Below are 15,318 nucleotides of genomic sequence, written 5' to 3' on the forward strand. Positions count from 1 at the left end.
GGACCCGAGCCGCCCGGCAACAATAGGCACTGTGACGAAAACCGAACGGCTGTATGCGCTTGCCGAGGAACTACGCGCCTACAGCCCGCGGCCCCGCTCGGCCCGCCAACTGGCCGCCCGTCTGGAGGTCACGCCGCGGACCATCGTGCGAGACATCGCCGCATTGCAGCAGGCGGGAGTACCGATCCGCGCCATCTCCGGCCCTCACGGCGGATACGCGATCGAACGCGGCCGCACCCTCGCGCCCATCACCCTCACCGCGGCGGAGGCGACGGCATTGCTGGTCGCGTTGCCGCAGTTGGCAACCGGCCCCTTCGCCGACGTAGCCCGCAGCGCCGTACACAAGGTCCTCACCGTCCTCACCGAGGACGACCGAGCCACCACAGCGGCACTCTCCGATCGAATCCGGTTGATTCCCAACCCCGCCCCGGCCGCGCCACCGCAGATCCTCCAAGCGCTGATACAGCGCCGAGTACTCCAGCTCGACTACGTCGACCGCGACGGCACCCCAACCGAGCGCACTGTCGAACCGCTGGCCCTGCTGGCCGGGCAGTCCTGGTACCTCTACGCCTGGTGCCGACTTCGCAACGGCGTCCGAGGTTTCCGCCTCGATCGGGTCCGACGGGCGACCGTCTCCGACGAACCCGCGCCGCCCCGCGAAGTCGACCTCTCCCTGATCCCTGTAGGCGACGGCACCCTTCTGGATGTGGCGTCCATCACGGACATACCGTTGTCGCAGCGGACCTGAATGCTCACTGCCATGACGAATTCCACCATCATCACGACCGCAGACGAGCTCGCCGACGCCTGGACTCGGTTGTGGAACGGCGCTTTCGAGATCGCCGAAGAACTGATCGCCGACGACTTCCGCGTGATCTTCGGCGAGGCAACGGAAGCCAATGCCCATCCGGCAGACGCCGTGACTACCGCGGGTCAGTTCGCCGATTACCTCCGGAAATTCCACGCGGAGTATCCCGATGTGCGATTCGAGATGGGGGCGCCGACCACTGGTTCGGTCACCGCGTCCGGTATCAGTCGGGTTGGGCTGGTCTGGCACATGTGGCTGCCTGATGGCACCGCGCGCAGTGGGATTGATGTGCTGGAGGCCGTTGATGCGAGGATCGCCCGGGTGTGGTCGGTCACTGGGCGGCGGCGGTTGCCTACGGACTGAAAAGATAAGAGCCAAAAGAAAAAAAGAACAAAAGACCAAAAGACAAAGACGCCTGGAAGAAGAGAAAAAAGAACAAAAGAAAAAGAACGAAAAGCACTCGAGGTTCTTGGTCTCGAGAAGGTGATCCGTGCAGTCCGTGGGCCGGGATCGGCGGGTGACGGCTCCCAACCTGGCGTCAGCCCCAGTGCGGTAGGGCAGGCGAGGCGACCACGCTTCCCCGTGCTCTGCGCACGCCAGCCACGCACGAGCATTGGGGAGGGAAGCAACCCACGGGGCCCCACCATTGGGTGGGGCTGCCACGGGAATTAGGGACGCAACCCACATCGGACCGCCGGGCGCGTGCGGCGTTTCGGGGGCGCGGTCAGTGAGGCAGCCTTCAGCTCCCCGGCATGGTGACGGTCGTTCACCTGCGGGGTCTGGGAGGGGTCGATCGAGGCGGGTGCGATCCAGCCGATGCGCCCGGCATGCTCGGAACCCGGTGGCATGACCACCGTCTTCCATTTGTCGGGGCCTTCCCCGATCAACGAGTGGCAGGAATCGCACGCCAAAGTCAGGTTTTCGATGTCGGTCGGCCCGCCCTTGGCCCACTCGGTCACATGATGCACCGCGCACAGGGTGGCGGGGGCATCGCAACCCGGGCGGGTGCAGCCCCGCTCGGCCGCGATCAACGCGCGCCGCTGGTCGGCGTGGGCGAGACGGTGGGCCTTGGCGTGACCGAAATGCAGTGGGCAGCCAGCGTGGTCGAAGATCGTGAGGAACGGGCGCGACTGCTGCGCGAGCCGCAGGGCCTCTTCCATCGGGACGGTGCCGCCGGAGGCGGTGGTCGCGACACCGGCGGCGGCCTCGACCTCGGCCAGGGACATGGTGATGATGGTGGACACGGGCAGGCCACGGTGCTGGCCGAGGTTGGCCGGACCCATCTCCGGGCGCAGCAACGCCACGAGGGCGTCATGCTGGCGCTGGGCGGTGGTACGGGTGTCGCGGCGCGCGGCGGCGTGGAGGGTGTCGGGGTGGATTCCCTTGGCGCGCTGTGGGCTCTGCGGGTCGTCGGGGTTGCACATGCCGGGCTGGGCCAGGTCGGCGAAGACCGGATCCAACAGCGCGCGCAGGGCCGGGGTGAGCTGGCCGGAGATGCTGCTCATGCCGTCCACACCCTGCTTGCCCAGGATGATCCCACGCCGCGCCTGGCGGTCGTCCTCGCTGACCAACTTCCCGTCGGGGTCGAGGAACCCGAGAATGCGATCGCCGAGCTTGGGGAGATCATCGGGGGTGGAGCGGGTCGCGAAGTGCGCCAACTCCATTTCGGCCTTGCCGACCAATTCCGGGTCGGTGACGGCGGGGATACGGCGCACGATCTGCACGATCCGGCGCGCGTGATCGGCCGACACCAAGCCCTGTTCTTGGGCGGCGGCGACCCAGGCCAGGTTCGGCTCCAACACCTGTCCCATGACCTGGCGCTGCCCGAGCTGCTCGGCGGCATTCACGCGTGCACCGGCTTCGGCGTGGCCGAGGCGCAGCACCTGCTGCAGGTATTTGCCGGTGTGGTTCTTCCAGCCCGCCTTCTCCGGCAGGTTGCGGGTGCGGACTTCGCCGACGAAGCGGTGGTCGACCGCGGCCAGGCGACGCTTGGCGGCCTCGAATTCCTGCATCTGAACCACGAATTCGATATCGGAGAATCCGCCCAAAGAATCGGTGAGCAGGATGTCGGTGACGGCAGCGAGCATCGCGATCGCGTCTGCGATCGTGCCGCCGGAAACACCTCCACCGCTGGTCATGCCTCCATTCTACGCTTCTCGATCATGTTTTCGAACCGAATTACCAAGTGATATAAGCCTTTTCAGTAATGCGTCCGCGAATTACATTTCAGCTCACCAGCAAACCGACCGCCAGGCCGGTCATAATAAGCGCGATAACGGAATCCAGAATCTTCCATGCCTTCGGTTTTGCGAACACCGGAGCAAGGAGCCGCGCACCGAACCCGAGAGAGATGAACCAGATGAGGCTGCCCGCGATGGCACCGGCGGTGAGGAACCAGCGGTCGGGGGTGGCGTAGGTGTTAGCGAAGGAGCCCAGCAGTACAACGGTGTCGAGGTAGGCGTGAGGGTTGAGCCAGGTGACTGCCAGGCAAGTGGCGATGGCCGCGCCGAGAGCGATCGGTGCGCCGCCAGGGGTCGAGAGGGCGGAGGCGGAGAAGGCTCGCTTGGCAGCGAGGAACGCGTAGCCCAGCAGGAACGCCGCGCCCGCGTACTTGGCGATGGTCATGAGCATCGGGGCGGAGTCCATGATCGCGCCGAAGCCGGTGACGCCGAGGGTCATGAGGATGACGTCGGAGGTGATGCAGACCGCTACCACCGGCAGGACGTGTTCGCCTCGGATGCCTTGTCGCAGGACGAAGGCGTTCTGCGCGCCGATCGCCACGATGAGGGAGAGTCCGAAGCCGAGTCCTGAGATGGCCGCCAGGGCCGCCGATGATGCGTTCACAGATCGAAGTTAGGACAGACGTCCAGGACCAGGCCAGCTAAAGATTCTGAGGCACCATTACGATTTCTTAATATGGACCTACAGCTGGACCAACTGCGGGCGCTCGATGCCGTCATCAGTGAGGGCACCTTCGACGCCGCGGCGCGCAAACTCTCGGTGACGCCTTCGGCAATCAGCCAGCGCATCAAGGCGCTGGAGGACTCGGCCGGGCGCATTCTGGTGCAGCGGACCAAGCCGGTGCAGCCGACCGAATCCGGGCTCACCGTCCTGCGGCTGGCCCGGCAGATCCAGTTGCTCACCAGCGATACCGCTCGCGAACTCGGCGACGTGCATCAGCCCACCGACCGCCCGGTGGTGATTCCGATTGCCGTCAATGCCGATTCACTGCAGACCTGGGTCATCGACGCGCTCGGCCGCGCCGCGAAAGGCGTCTGCTTCGAGGTGCATCGCGAGGACGAAGAACACACCACTCGCCTGCTGCGCGACGGCACCGTGATGGCGGCCATCACCTCCACCGCCGCCCCGGTCCAGGGCTGCACCGTCCACCGCCTGGGCGCGATGCGCTATCGCCCCATGGCCGCACCGGAATTCGCGCGCACCTGGTTTCCGGACGGCGCGAACGCGAAATCGTTCGCACAGGCGCCCGTGATCCTCTTCGATCGCAAGGACGACCTGCAGTTTCGCCTCATGCGTCACTACACCCGCAAGCCCGTGGACCCGCCCCGCCATTACATCCCCTCCTCGGCCGGTTTCAACGACGCGGTGCGGGCGGGCATGGGCTGGGGGATGATTCCCGACATCATGATGCGGCCGGAGGACAACCTGGTCCCCCTCGACGAAAACGTCTTCATCGACGTCCCGCTCTACTGGCAGCAGTGGAAGCTGGACTCCCCCGCCCTCGGCATGGTCGCCGCGACCATCTCCGAGGCCGCGGCGCAAGCCCTCTTGTGATAGCCCACAAGCGGATTCGTTACCTGTGGCCCCGGGTAATAGATGACGTGGACCTATTCGGATGCCATAGTCGTTGGCATTGCGGTTAGCCAGGAAGGAATTTCGTTGTCCCAAATTGTGCGCGGCGTCATCGCACGCTCCAAGAACGCTCCGGTGGAAGTCACCGACATCGTCATCCCGGACCCGGGCCCGGGTGAAGCGGTGGTCAAGGTGCAGGCCTGCGGGGTCTGCCACACCGATCTGCACTACCGCGAGGGCGGCATCAACGACGAATTCCCCTTCCTACTCGGGCACGAGGCCGCGGGCATCGTGGAAGCGGTGGGCGAGGGCGTCACCGATGTGGAGCCCGGGGATTTCGTCATCCTCAACTGGCGGGCGGTCTGCGGATCCTGTCGCGCCTGTCGCAAGGGCAAGCCCTGGTACTGCTTCTCCACTTTCAATGCGGCACAGCCGATGACGCTCACCGACGGCACCCCGCTCACCCCGGCGCTGGGCATCGGCGCGTTCGCCGAGAAGACCCTGGTCCACGCCGGGCAGTGCACCAAGGTCGACCCGAGCGTCTCCCCCGCCGCCGCCGGCCTGCTGGGCTGCGGTGTGATGGCGGGCCTGGGTGCGGCCATCAATACCGGCGGTGTGAGCCGCGGGGATTCGGTCGCGGTGATCGGTTGCGGCGGTGTCGGCAACGCGGCCATCGCGGGTGCGCAGCTGGCGGGCGCGACCACCATCATCGCCGTCGACATCGATGAGCGGAAGCTGGAGTGGGCCACCGGATTCGGGGCCACCCACATCGTGAACGCCGCGAAAGAGGATGCGGTGGAACGGGTTCAGGAACTCACCGACAGCTTCGGCGCGGATGTGGTGATCGACGCCGTCGGCCGTCCGGAGACCTGGAAGCAGGCCTTCTACGCGCGCGATCTGGCGGGCACCGTGGTGCTGGTCGGCGTGCCGACGCCGGACATGAAACTCGAGATGCCGCTCATCGACTTCTTCTCGCGCGGTGGCTCTCTGAAGTCCTCGTGGTATGGCGACTGCCTGCCCTCGCGCGACTTCCCGTACCTGATCGAGCTCTACAAGCAGGGCCGCCTGGATCTGGACGCCTTCGTCTCGGAGACCATCGCGCTCGATGAGGTCGAGTCCTCGTTCACCAAGATGCATCACGGTGATGTGCTGCGATCGGTGGTGGTGTTCTGATGGCGCACATCGATCATGCCGTCACCGTCGGCACCTTCAGCCTCGACAACGAGACCTTCGATGTCGACAACAATGTCTGGGTGGTGGGCGACGATCTCGAATGCGTCGTCATCGACGCCCCGCACAATGTCGAGGTCATCCTCGACGCCATCGGCAGTCGCACGGTGAAGGCCATCCTGCTCACCCACGCGCACGACGACCACATCCGAGTCGCACCCGAATTGTCCAGGGCCACAGGCGCTCCCGTGCTCATGCACCCGGAGGACCTGGTGCTGTGGCGGCACACCCATCCGGAGGTCAGCCCGGACGGGGAGCTGTCGGACAAGCAGGTCATCGAGGTCGGCGGGACCGAGCTGCACGTGCTGCACACGCCGGGCCACGCGCCGGGCGCGGTCTGCTTCTACTCCCCGGATCTGGGTGCGGTCTTCACCGGCGACACCCTGTTCCACGGCGGGCCCGGGGCGACCGGTCGGTCCTACTCGGATTACGGCACCATCGTCGACTCGATCGCCGACCGCCTGCTCACCCTCCCGCCGGAGACCCTGGTGCACACCGGTCACGGCGAATCCACCACCATCGGCGACGAATCGCCGCAGCTCGAGGAGTGGCGCAAGCGGGCCAGCTGACCGGCCTCGGTGGTCCGGTCCGCGCGCGGTCGCGGACCGGACCACCGTCAATGTCCCTAATCGGCCCCCAAATCCGGCGTAGCGGCGAATTTTCCGAACGGGCGCGCCCCTAGAGTTGTCCATGAGAAAGCTGACAGCCGCCCTGGTGCTGACGTGTACGCCGCTGCTCGCCCTGTCCTGCTCATCCTCGAGCACCGGCTCGGTCAGCAAGAGCGACGTCCAAGCCAAGGTCTCGAACTTCTACAAGGATCAATCGCACGAGGACGCGAAGAGCACGTCCTGCGACGGGAGCCTGCCCGCCAAGGTCGACGCCACCCAGACCTGTACCGCCACCGCCGCCGACGGGCAGACCTGGGCCGTCACCGCCAAGGTCACCAAGGTCGACGGCAAGGACGTCTACTACGACCTGAACCTCACCGACGCCTTCGTCGCACCCGATGATGTCGCCGCCAAGGTCGCGAACTTCTATCAGGAGCAGGTCGGCACGCCCCCGCAGTCCAGCACCTGCAACGGCCTGCTGCGCGGCGCCACCGGCGCGAGCATCCGCTGCGTGGTGACCGAGGCCGACGGCACCCGCTGGGGCGTCACCGCCAAGACCACCAATGTCGAGGGCACCACGGTCAATTACCAGATGATCCGCGACGATCAGCCGCTACCGTAATCCCACATCCTGGGCGGGGATTCGGGCTGGAATCCGCGGTTGTCACGCCGGTGTGTTTCAATACGTCGGTTTCCAGCTTCACCCAGGGGGGATTTTCAGCTTGACTACGCCCGAATCACCTTTCGGCGCAACGCAGTCCATGCAAACGCCGGGGCAGTCCACGCAAATGCCGGGGCAGCCCGCGCAAATGCCGCCGCAGTTCTCGCAGGCCAATGGTGTCTACTGCCGCTATTGCGGCGCCACCCCGGCGATCGATCTCGACTTCCGCGCACACCGCGGCATGATTGTCCTGATGCAGTTCCGCAAGCTGCCGGGGCCCTTCTGCCGCGAATGCGGACTCGCATCCTTCCGGCAGATGACCGGTGACAGCCTGGTGCAGGGCTGGTGGGGACCGTTCTCGGCGCTCCTCGCCAATCCCTTCACCCTGCTGTCGAACCTGATCAACCGTGCTCGCCTGGCCCAGTTGCCGCCGCCGATCCCGGGCGCGCCGTCGCTGCCGATGGATCCTGGCCGCCCGCTGTGGCAGCGGCCGGTGATCATCGGCGCGTTCATCCCGATCCTGGTCATCGCGTTCATCGCGTTCGGCAGCAGCAATAGCGGCAGCTCGGCGAATCGGAACAACTACCACTACCTCGACGCGCCCACATCCACCTACCACGTGGTGCCGAATGTGCCTGTCATTCCGTCGATTCCGGCACTGCCGACCACACCGGCCACCCGCGACGCCAAGGCGGCCAAGGTCGGCGACTGCGTGTGGGACAAGAACGGCGACATCTCCAAGGACGATCACCCGAAGCTCGAGGTGGTGCCGTGCGGCGACTCGCGTGCGCAGGCAACGGTTCTGGGCAAGCCGACCGGACCGATCGCCGATACCCAGTGCGATTCCCAGTACCCGGCAACCGATGTGATCATCACGCACAAGACCAGCATCGGCGGCGGCCCGGAGATCGAGGACTTCGCGCTCTGCTTGCAGACGAAGTGACACTCTGCCTGCAGACCAAGTGACTCTGTTTGCGGGCCGGGCGATTTCGCCTACCGGCAGCTGTGCAGCGTGGCCTCGGCCAGCTCGTCCACCACATCGCCCAGATCGCCGCGGGCGCGGAACGCGTTGAGCTGACGCCGCGCCCCATTGCCGCGCGCCAGCTGCGCGGCCAGACCGTCGGAGACGAACCCGAAGTCGCCGAGCAGCTCCAGCGCCGGCCGGACCCGTTCGATGAGCCGGGTCAGCAGATCCTCGACCGGGACGGTGCTGCCGTCCACCGGATCGATGGCGTCCCCGTCGAGGCCCTCGTGCGCCGCCTTCCAATACGCCGCGCGCAGGGTGGCTTCCGCGACGAAGGGCACGGAATCGGCGGTGCGCGCGGTCATCGCGCAGGCCCGCACCAGGCTGGCCAGCAGCGCGGTCTCCTCCACGGTGGCGGGCACATCGCTGATCCGCACCTCCACGGTGGGAAAGGTGGTGGAGGGCCGCACATCCCAGTAGACCATCTTGCGATCGAGGATGACCCCGAGCGACAGCATGGACTCCACGGCCACCTCGAAGTCGGCCACCGAGTCGAAATGCGGCGGCGGCCCGGCGCTGGGCCAGCGCCGCCACAGGATGTTTCGCCAACTGGCGTAACCGGTTTCGCCGCCGCGGTAGATGGCCGAATTGGCGGTGAGCGCCAGTAGCAGCGGTAGCCACGGCCGCAGGAAGTTGCTCACCCGCAGGGCGGCGGCCCGATCCGGCACGGCGACGTGGACGTGCGCGCCGCACAGCCCCTGCTCACGCGCCAACCGGCCGAAGTTCTCGGCGATCCGGTGATAGCGCGGGGCGGCGGTGATGGACAGCTCGTCGGGGACGTGCGGCGGCACCGCGGCGGCCAGCAGCAGGGCATCGTGTTTTTCCGCCGACGCGGCGGCTCCGCGTCGCAATTCCCGCAATTCCCGAAGCAGATCGGCGGTATTCGTGTGCACGTGGGTATTGGTCTCCACCTGGCACCGCATGATCTCCAATTGCAGGTCCATGCCGAAATCGGCGGCCGTGCGCACGACGTCGGCATTTCTGCTGACCGGCGCGCCGGTGCGCGGATCCACGAGGAGAAACTCCTCTTCGACACCCACTGTCGGCGGGGCTTCCACTAACTAGGTGTACCTCATACGGGACCGCTCGACACCTGTCAGAAAGGTCTTTCTACCCGTGGGCGAACCGGGATCTGTCGGTGGTATGGCTCACAATGCCGATATGGCATACGACGAGAAATTGGCCGATCGGATACGGGACGCCCTCGGGCCGGATCTGGCCGAGGCGGTCGAGAAGAAGATGTTCGGCGGGCTGGCGTTCATGATCGGCGGCAATATGGCGGTCGCGGCGAGTGGTCAGGGCGGGCTGCTGGTGCGGACGGATCCGGCCACCTCGGCGGCACTGCTGAGCAAGGGATCGGTCGAGACCATGGTGATGGGCGGGCGCGAGGCGCACGGGTGGCTACGCGTCACCACCGAGACCGTCGCCGATGACGAGGTGCTCGACGAGTGGGTGCGCCGCGGGGTGGATTACGCCAAGTCGCTCCCGCCGAAGAAGAAGTGACGTCCGCTACTCATCGAATATCGGGCAAATCGGTGTGCGCCGGGGCACAGGCCCGCGTCGGCTGTGGCTCGCTTCACTGAACAGCCCGTGCCACAACAAGTTTCCGGCGTACTGTCATCCCTTCTTTACACCGCACCACAGCGTGGAAACACCGGTCGCGCACTGTGGTGAACATGAGGCAAACCGAGATACATGCGCTGGCATGCGAAGTGTGCGGTCGTCTGCCCCACCCCAAACGAACCCGGATGGCCCTGGCCAAACTCGCCGCGATCCTCCCCGTCGAACTGGCCCTGCACGCCTTGGTCATCCACCTCGAACTGCCCTACCTGGCAACGGTCTCGATTCTGGCCGTGGTCGCCACGATTCTCGTCATCTGGGTCGTCGAGCCCGGCGCGATGCGGTATCTCGGCCGCTGGCTGCACGGCCCGGAGCTGCATCACCGCAACCGCCTCGACAGCGCCGAGCGACTGTGGCGCATCCGGGTGCGCCTGGACAACAAGCCCGGCCGCCTGGAACTGCTCGCCAAGCATCTGGCCGATCGGCGCGCGAACATTCTGGCCGTGCACGTGCACCATCTCGAGAACGGCGTGCTCGACGAACTGGTGGTGTCCACACCCGTCGAAGTCACCCCGCCGCGACTGACGCACGCCATCTCCCGCGCGGGCGGCGTCGCGGTCGGCATCTGGCCCGCCTCGGCGCTGACCCTGGTGGACGGCCAGACGCGCGCCCTGGGCCTGGCCGCGCGGGTCGCCGCCGACCCGGACGAGCTACCCCTGGTGATCGCCGAACTGCTCGGCGCGCAATATGTCCCGGATCCCGATCCCGACCGCACTCCGGGCGGCACCCTGCTCGAGATCGATCCGCCCGGCGGCCCGGCCGCGCTGACCTTCCTGCGCACCGGGGAGCCGTTCACGCCCGCCGAGATCGCCCGCGCGCATCGGCTCGCCGATCTGGCCCTGGTCGCCTCGCATCGGCCCTGACCGACCGCACCTGCGAATTCACCTCCCGTATCCCAATATTCGAGACGCGGTACTGAGACGTACAGTTTTACGTACCGCATAGTTTCACTTCGTGGCAGACTCCCTGATGCGCATTTCGATCGGATCGCGCGCACAAGGGGTTGGTTGATCGATGAGTTTTCGGCGCGGCGGTGCTCGGCGGGGGGCTGTGGACACGGGTGGAAATCCGCCCGTGCGCAGGACGATTCGCGGCGCGAAGCTGGCGGCGGTGCCGCTGGCGTTCGCCGGACGGCAGGTGGCCGGGGCGAGTAAGAAGGCCATCGGACGCCCGGCCGACGAGGTAGACCGGGAGATCCAGCTGCGCACCGCCGAGCACATGGCCGAGGTACTGGGCGAATTGAAGGGCTGCGCCGCCAAGCTGGGCCAGATTCTCGGCATCTACGAGCTGGCGCTGCCGCCGGAACTGGCCGAGCCGTATCGAATCGCGTTGAGCCGCCTGCAGGATGCCGCCCCGCCCATGCTGCCGCGCTCGGTGCACGCGGTGCTGGCCGAATCCTTCGGCCCGGACTGGCGCGCGAACTTCCGCGACTTCGACGACCGGCGGGCCGCCTCGGCCACCATCGGCCAGGTGCATCGCGCGATCTGGCACGACGGCCGGGTGGTGGCGGTGAAGGTGATGTATCCGGGCGCGCGCGGCGCGATCGACAGCGATCTGCGGCAGCTGCGCGGATTGGCCTGGCTGGCACCGGTCTTCGCGCCGCACGCCGACGGTCCGGCCATCGTGGACGAGCTGGCCGAATGCCTGCGCGCCGAACTGGATTTCGAGGCCGAGGCGCAGAACCAGCGCCGCTTCGCCGAGGCGTACGCCGACGACCCGGATTTCAAGGTGCCGCAGGTGGTGGCGCAGCGCGGGGATGTGATCGTCAGCGAATGGCTCGACGGTATTCCCTTGTCGCGCTTGATCACCGCGGGCGCGCCCGAAGAGCGCGATCGGGTCGGGATGCTGGCGATCCGATTCTTCTGGTCCTCCGCACCGCGCTCCGGGCTGCTCTACGGCGATCCGCATCCCGGCAATTTCCGGGTGCTACCGGACGGGCGGCTGGGCGTGGTCGACTTCGGGGCGTGCCCGGTCTGGCCGCCGGCGCAGTTCCCGACGCTGGTGCACGATATGGCCGACGCGCTGCTCAATGGCGGCCCGGCCGAGCTGGACTCGTTCGCGCGACGGCACGGATTCATCGACGGCAAGCGCGGATTGGACAGCGCCGGGCTGGCCGAGAAGCTGCTGCCCTTCACCGAGCTCCTGCGGCACGACACCTTCCGGGTGAACATCGACTGGCTGCGCGGGCGCACCCTCGACGCCATGAGTCCCAAGCTCAGCAATGCCTACCGACAGCTCGGGGTGCCCGCGTATCTGATGCCGTTCCAGCGGGCGCTGGTCACCCTGTTCGGCCTGGTCGCGCAGCTCGACACCACCGGGCCCATGCGCGATGAGGTGCTGCGGTGGTCGCCGGAGTTCCGGACGGTCATGGAACGGCACCGGGTGCGGACCGGGCAGCCGACGGATCTGAACGCCGTGCGATTGCGCCGGGCCGGCGCACCGGCCGCGGGGTTCGCCGCGGGCTGACCGCCGCGAGATCACCCGTGCCACACGGGTCTTGATCACTGTCCCAGACAGACCTATTCTGGTGGGACAGGCGCAGCGCAGCGCCGGAGTCTGCCCGGAAGGTCCATCGTCGTGACCAGTGCATCCAAAGACATATCGGCAGCGAAGCTTTCGGCTCCGGACCACGAGGTCGCCGTGATCGGGGCGGGGCCCGGGGGTATCGCGGCAGGGGGCAAGCTGAAGCGGGCCGGGGTGCGCGACTTCGTGATTCTCGAGCGGGCCGACGAGGTGGGCGGCAGCTGGCACGAAAACCATTACCCGGGGCTGGAAGTCGATATCCCGTCGCTGGCCTATCAGTACTCGTTCGCGCGAAATCCGGACTGGAGCAGGCTGTTCGCGGCCGGGGCCGAGGTGAAGCGGTACCACATGGCGGTGGCGCGGCGCTTCGGGCTGTATCCGCACATCCGGTTCGGGACCGGGGTGGCCGGTGAGGAGTGGGACGAGGAGCGGCACTGCTGGCGGCTGCGGCTCGAGGACGGCGGGGAGACGACCGCGCGGTTCGTGATCAGCGCGGTGGGTGCGTTCATCAGCCCGAAGGTGGATCCCGGAATTCCGGGACTCGCTCAGTACCGGGGCAAGATTCAGCGGCCCTCGGATTGGGACGACGATTACGACCTGGCCGGTAAGCGGGTCGCGATCATCGGCACGGGTGCGAGTTCGGTGCAGATCACGCCGTCGATCGCGGGCACCGTGGAAAGTCTCGCGGTGTACCAGCGCACGCCGGTGTGGTGTGTGCCCAAACCCAATCCGCGGATTCCGCGGGCGGTGCGCTTGGCGCTACGGGTTCCGGGGGTGCAGGCAGGGGTGCACGGTGCGGCGCTGGTCGTAGTCGACGCCGCGCTGCGCACCATGTCGAACGCGCCCATGACGCTGGTCCGGCCCACCATGCGGGCCATCGACGGCGCGGCGATTCGCGGTTATCGCGGAATGCTGCGACTCATGGTGCGCGATCCGGAGATTCGCGAGGGGCTCACCCCGAATTACGGGCCGATCGCCAAGCGGCCGACGGCGAACACCGGATATCTGCTGGCGTTCAATCGGCCCAATGTCGATCTGGTGACCACGCCGATCGAGCGGTTCACCGCGCACGGCATTCGCACCACCGACGGCATCGAGCGCGAATTCGACATGATCGTGCTGGCGACCGGCTATCACGTCTTCTCCGATCCGGAGACCTATACGCCGGGCATGGTGGTCGGCCGCGACGGTCTCGATCTCGGGAAGTACTACACCGAGCACGGTTTACAGGCCTACGAGAGCGTGTCGCTGCCCGGTCTGCCCAACCGGTGGACGCTGGTCGGCCCCTATTCCTGGTCGGGCAGCGGCTGGCACGCCTTCGTGGAGATGACGGCCGATCATGCGGTGCGGGCGATTTCGGAGGCGCGGCGGCGCGGGGCGACCTGCGTGGCGATTCGCCAGGATATCCACGACGCCTACCATCGGCGCATCTACCGGCACGGCGAGGCGATGCGGTATTACCTGGCCGAGTTGAACGCGCACGTGCCGACGTATTACCGGAATTCGCAGGGTGACAGCACCTATATCCGGCCGACGGGATTCTTCTCGGCGCGGCGCGCGCATCATCGATTCCCGTTCTCGGATTACGAATTCGACCGGTTGCCCGCCTGACCCTACTGCTCGACAAGGATTTTCGAGCCCATGATCGAACTGCCGAAATCGGTCCGGATCGCGCTGGGCGCGGCCGGGTACGGAATCAGCGACCGCCGCCTGGAGCCCGCCGTGCGGGGCAAGGTGATATTGGTGACCGGGGCGTCCTCCGGGGTCGGGCAGGCCACCGCACGGCGACTTGCCGCCAACGGCGCGACTGTGCTCGCGGTGGCGCGAAGAGCTGCACTGCTGGACGAATTACAGGCGGAGACAGCCGAATTCCCCGGCTCCGCGCATCCCTATCCGGCGGATCTCTCGGATCCCGACGCCTGCGCCGAGCTGATCAGAAAAGTCCTGGCCGACCACGGGCACGTCGATGTCTTCGTCAACAATGCGGGCAAGTCCATTCGCCGCTGGCTCTCGGATTCGCTGGACCGCTGGGACAATTTCGACGACACCGCGCGGATCAACTATCTGGGTCCGGTGCGGCTGGTATTGAGCCTGCTGCCGTCCATGCGGGCGCGGCAGCGCGGGCACATCGTCAATATCAGCACCGCCGGTGTGCACGGTCCGGGTGTCGGCTGGACCGCGTATATCGCCTCCAAGGCGGCGTTCAATGCCTGGATGCGCGGCGCCGCACCGGAATTGCGGGCCGACGGCATCACCGTCACCTCTGTGCATCTGCAGCTGGTGCGCTCGGAGATGCTCGGGCCGTATCGGATCTACCGGTACACCCCGAGCATGTCGACCGAGGAGGCGGCGGGCATGGTGTGCCGGGCGATCGTGGATCGGCCCTTGGCGATTCGGCCGTGGTGGGAGCGGGCGGGCGCGCCGATCTCGTACGCGCTGGACAATTCCCGTGCGGTGCAACGGATGCTGACCCTGTATGCCAAGGCCGGGAACTGGAACAACCGGCCCGTCGACTGGGCCGGGCCGATCGGGCGGGTCGAGCGCACGGCCAACCTGCTCGACGACGCGGTGACGGTGGCGGGCTGGATTCCGGCCAGCGGGGCGCTCGGGCTGGTGCCGCCCACCCGGATTCCGCAGCTGGCCTGGGCATTACGCGGCGGGGTCGGACTGACGACCACGCTGTCGAGCTTCGCGGCCCGGTTTCCGGACCGGCCCGCCATGATCGATGACGACGGCTCGATCACCGCCGCCGATCTCGACCGGCAGGTCCAGCGGTTGGCCGCGGCCTTGCGGGCGCGCTGGGAGGTGCGGCGCGGGCAGCGGGTCGGGGTGCTGTGCCGCAATCATCGCGGGTTCGTGCTGGCGGCGTATGCGGCGGCGCGGCTGTCGGCGGATGTGGTGCCGTTGAACTACGGGTTCGCGGGCCCGCAGATCGGTGAGGTGCTCGACCGGGAACGGGTGGAGGTGCTGTTCTACGACGGCGAATTCCACACGGAGATAGAGAAATCCGGGTATCGCGGCCATCGGGTGG

Annotated in this window: 15 protein-coding genes; 12 read left to right on the plus strand and 3 right to left on the minus strand. The window is 67.1% G+C overall.

The genetic code is table 11. From position 1 onward, the window contains the following. The first annotated feature begins 31 nt into the window (after nucleotides 1-31). Together ACAM49_RS24760 and ACAM49_RS24765 are read left to right on the plus strand one after the other, a co-directional pair. A complete protein-coding gene (locus tag ACAM49_RS24760) occupies nucleotides 32-748 on the plus strand; it encodes a helix-turn-helix transcriptional regulator (RefSeq protein ID WP_369637956.1) in 717 nt (238 codons plus the stop codon). A gap of 12 nt (nucleotides 749-760) precedes the next feature. Further along, nucleotides 761-1,171 carry a hypothetical protein gene (locus tag ACAM49_RS24765; protein ID WP_369637957.1) on the plus strand — a complete coding sequence of 137 codons (411 nt, stop codon included), beginning with the start codon at nucleotides 761-763 and terminating at the stop codon, nucleotides 1,169-1,171. A gap of 305 nt (nucleotides 1,172-1,476) precedes the next feature. Here ACAM49_RS24765 and ACAM49_RS24770 read toward each other — a convergent pair whose 3' ends face one another. Beyond that, nucleotides 1,477-2,946 carry a DUF222 domain-containing protein gene (locus ACAM49_RS24770; protein ID WP_369637958.1) on the minus strand — a complete coding sequence of 490 codons (1,470 nt, stop codon included), beginning with the start codon at nucleotides 2,944-2,946 and terminating at the stop codon, nucleotides 1,477-1,479. Between the two features lie 88 nt (nucleotides 2,947-3,034). Next, the gene (locus tag ACAM49_RS24775; RefSeq protein ID WP_369637959.1) at nucleotides 3,035-3,652 is read right to left on the minus strand and encodes a LysE/ArgO family amino acid transporter; all 618 of its coding nucleotides are present in this window, start codon (nucleotides 3,650-3,652) and stop codon (nucleotides 3,035-3,037) included. A 72-nt stretch (nucleotides 3,653-3,724) separates the two neighbouring features. Between ACAM49_RS24775 and ACAM49_RS24780 the strand changes: the two genes are divergently transcribed. The 5 genes from ACAM49_RS24780 (at nucleotide 3,725) to ACAM49_RS24800 (ending at nucleotide 8,063) form a co-directional block, all read left to right on the plus strand. Continuing rightward, the gene (locus tag ACAM49_RS24780; RefSeq protein WP_369637960.1) at nucleotides 3,725-4,603 is read left to right on the plus strand and encodes a LysR family transcriptional regulator ArgP; all 879 of its coding nucleotides are present in this window, start codon (nucleotides 3,725-3,727) and stop codon (nucleotides 4,601-4,603) included. A gap of 105 nt (nucleotides 4,604-4,708) precedes the next feature. Next, complete coding sequence (locus tag ACAM49_RS24785) at nucleotides 4,709-5,794, plus strand: S-(hydroxymethyl)mycothiol dehydrogenase (protein ID WP_369637961.1); 1,086 nt, start codon at nucleotides 4,709-4,711, stop codon at nucleotides 5,792-5,794. Next, entirely contained in the window at nucleotides 5,791-6,420 is a 630-nt protein-coding gene (locus ACAM49_RS24790) for an MBL fold metallo-hydrolase (RefSeq protein ID WP_369637970.1), read from the plus strand. Before ACAM49_RS24785 ends, ACAM49_RS24790 begins: the two co-directional genes overlap by 4 nt. 121 nt (nucleotides 6,421-6,541) lie before the next feature. Continuing rightward, a complete protein-coding gene (locus ACAM49_RS24795; protein ID WP_369637962.1) occupies nucleotides 6,542-7,081 on the plus strand; it encodes a DUF4333 domain-containing protein in 540 nt (179 codons plus the stop codon). Nucleotides 7,082-7,247: 166 nt separating this feature from the next. After that, on the plus strand, nucleotides 7,248-8,063 hold the full coding sequence (locus tag ACAM49_RS24800) for a hypothetical protein (RefSeq protein ID WP_369637963.1): 816 nt from the start codon (nucleotides 7,248-7,250) through the stop codon (nucleotides 8,061-8,063). 50 nt (nucleotides 8,064-8,113) lie between these two features. Here ACAM49_RS24800 and ACAM49_RS24805 read toward each other — a convergent pair whose 3' ends face one another. Further along, entirely contained in the window at nucleotides 8,114-9,202 is a 1,089-nt protein-coding gene (locus ACAM49_RS24805; RefSeq protein ID WP_369637964.1) for a glutamate--cysteine ligase, read from the minus strand. 103 nt (nucleotides 9,203-9,305) lie between these two features. Between ACAM49_RS24805 and ACAM49_RS24810 the strand changes: the two genes are divergently transcribed. From ACAM49_RS24810 to ACAM49_RS24830, 5 genes are all read left to right on the plus strand, one after another. Beyond that, a complete protein-coding gene (locus tag ACAM49_RS24810; protein WP_369637965.1) occupies nucleotides 9,306-9,647 on the plus strand; it encodes a TfoX/Sxy family protein in 342 nt (113 codons plus the stop codon). A gap of 173 nt (nucleotides 9,648-9,820) precedes the next feature. Next, nucleotides 9,821-10,627, plus strand: a complete 807-nt coding sequence (locus ACAM49_RS24815) for an amino acid-binding protein (protein WP_369637966.1) — start codon at nucleotides 9,821-9,823, stop codon at nucleotides 10,625-10,627. Nucleotides 10,628-10,838: 211 nt separating this feature from the next. After that, nucleotides 10,839-12,230 carry an ABC1 kinase family protein gene (locus ACAM49_RS24820; RefSeq protein ID WP_369637967.1) on the plus strand — a complete coding sequence of 464 codons (1,392 nt, stop codon included), beginning with the start codon at nucleotides 10,839-10,841 and terminating at the stop codon, nucleotides 12,228-12,230. A 111-nt stretch (nucleotides 12,231-12,341) separates the two neighbouring features. Continuing rightward, complete coding sequence (locus ACAM49_RS24825; RefSeq protein WP_369637968.1) at nucleotides 12,342-13,898, plus strand: flavin-containing monooxygenase; 1,557 nt, start codon at nucleotides 12,342-12,344, stop codon at nucleotides 13,896-13,898. Between the two features lie 30 nt (nucleotides 13,899-13,928). Beyond that, nucleotides 13,929-15,318: SDR family NAD(P)-dependent oxidoreductase (locus ACAM49_RS24830; RefSeq protein WP_369637969.1), on the plus strand; the 1,390-nt coding region annotated here is incomplete at its 3' end.

Origin of the sequence: Nocardia sp. JMUB6875 (assembly GCF_041154655.1) — a bacterium.
Classification (GTDB): domain Bacteria; phylum Actinomycetota; class Actinomycetes; order Mycobacteriales; family Mycobacteriaceae; genus Nocardia.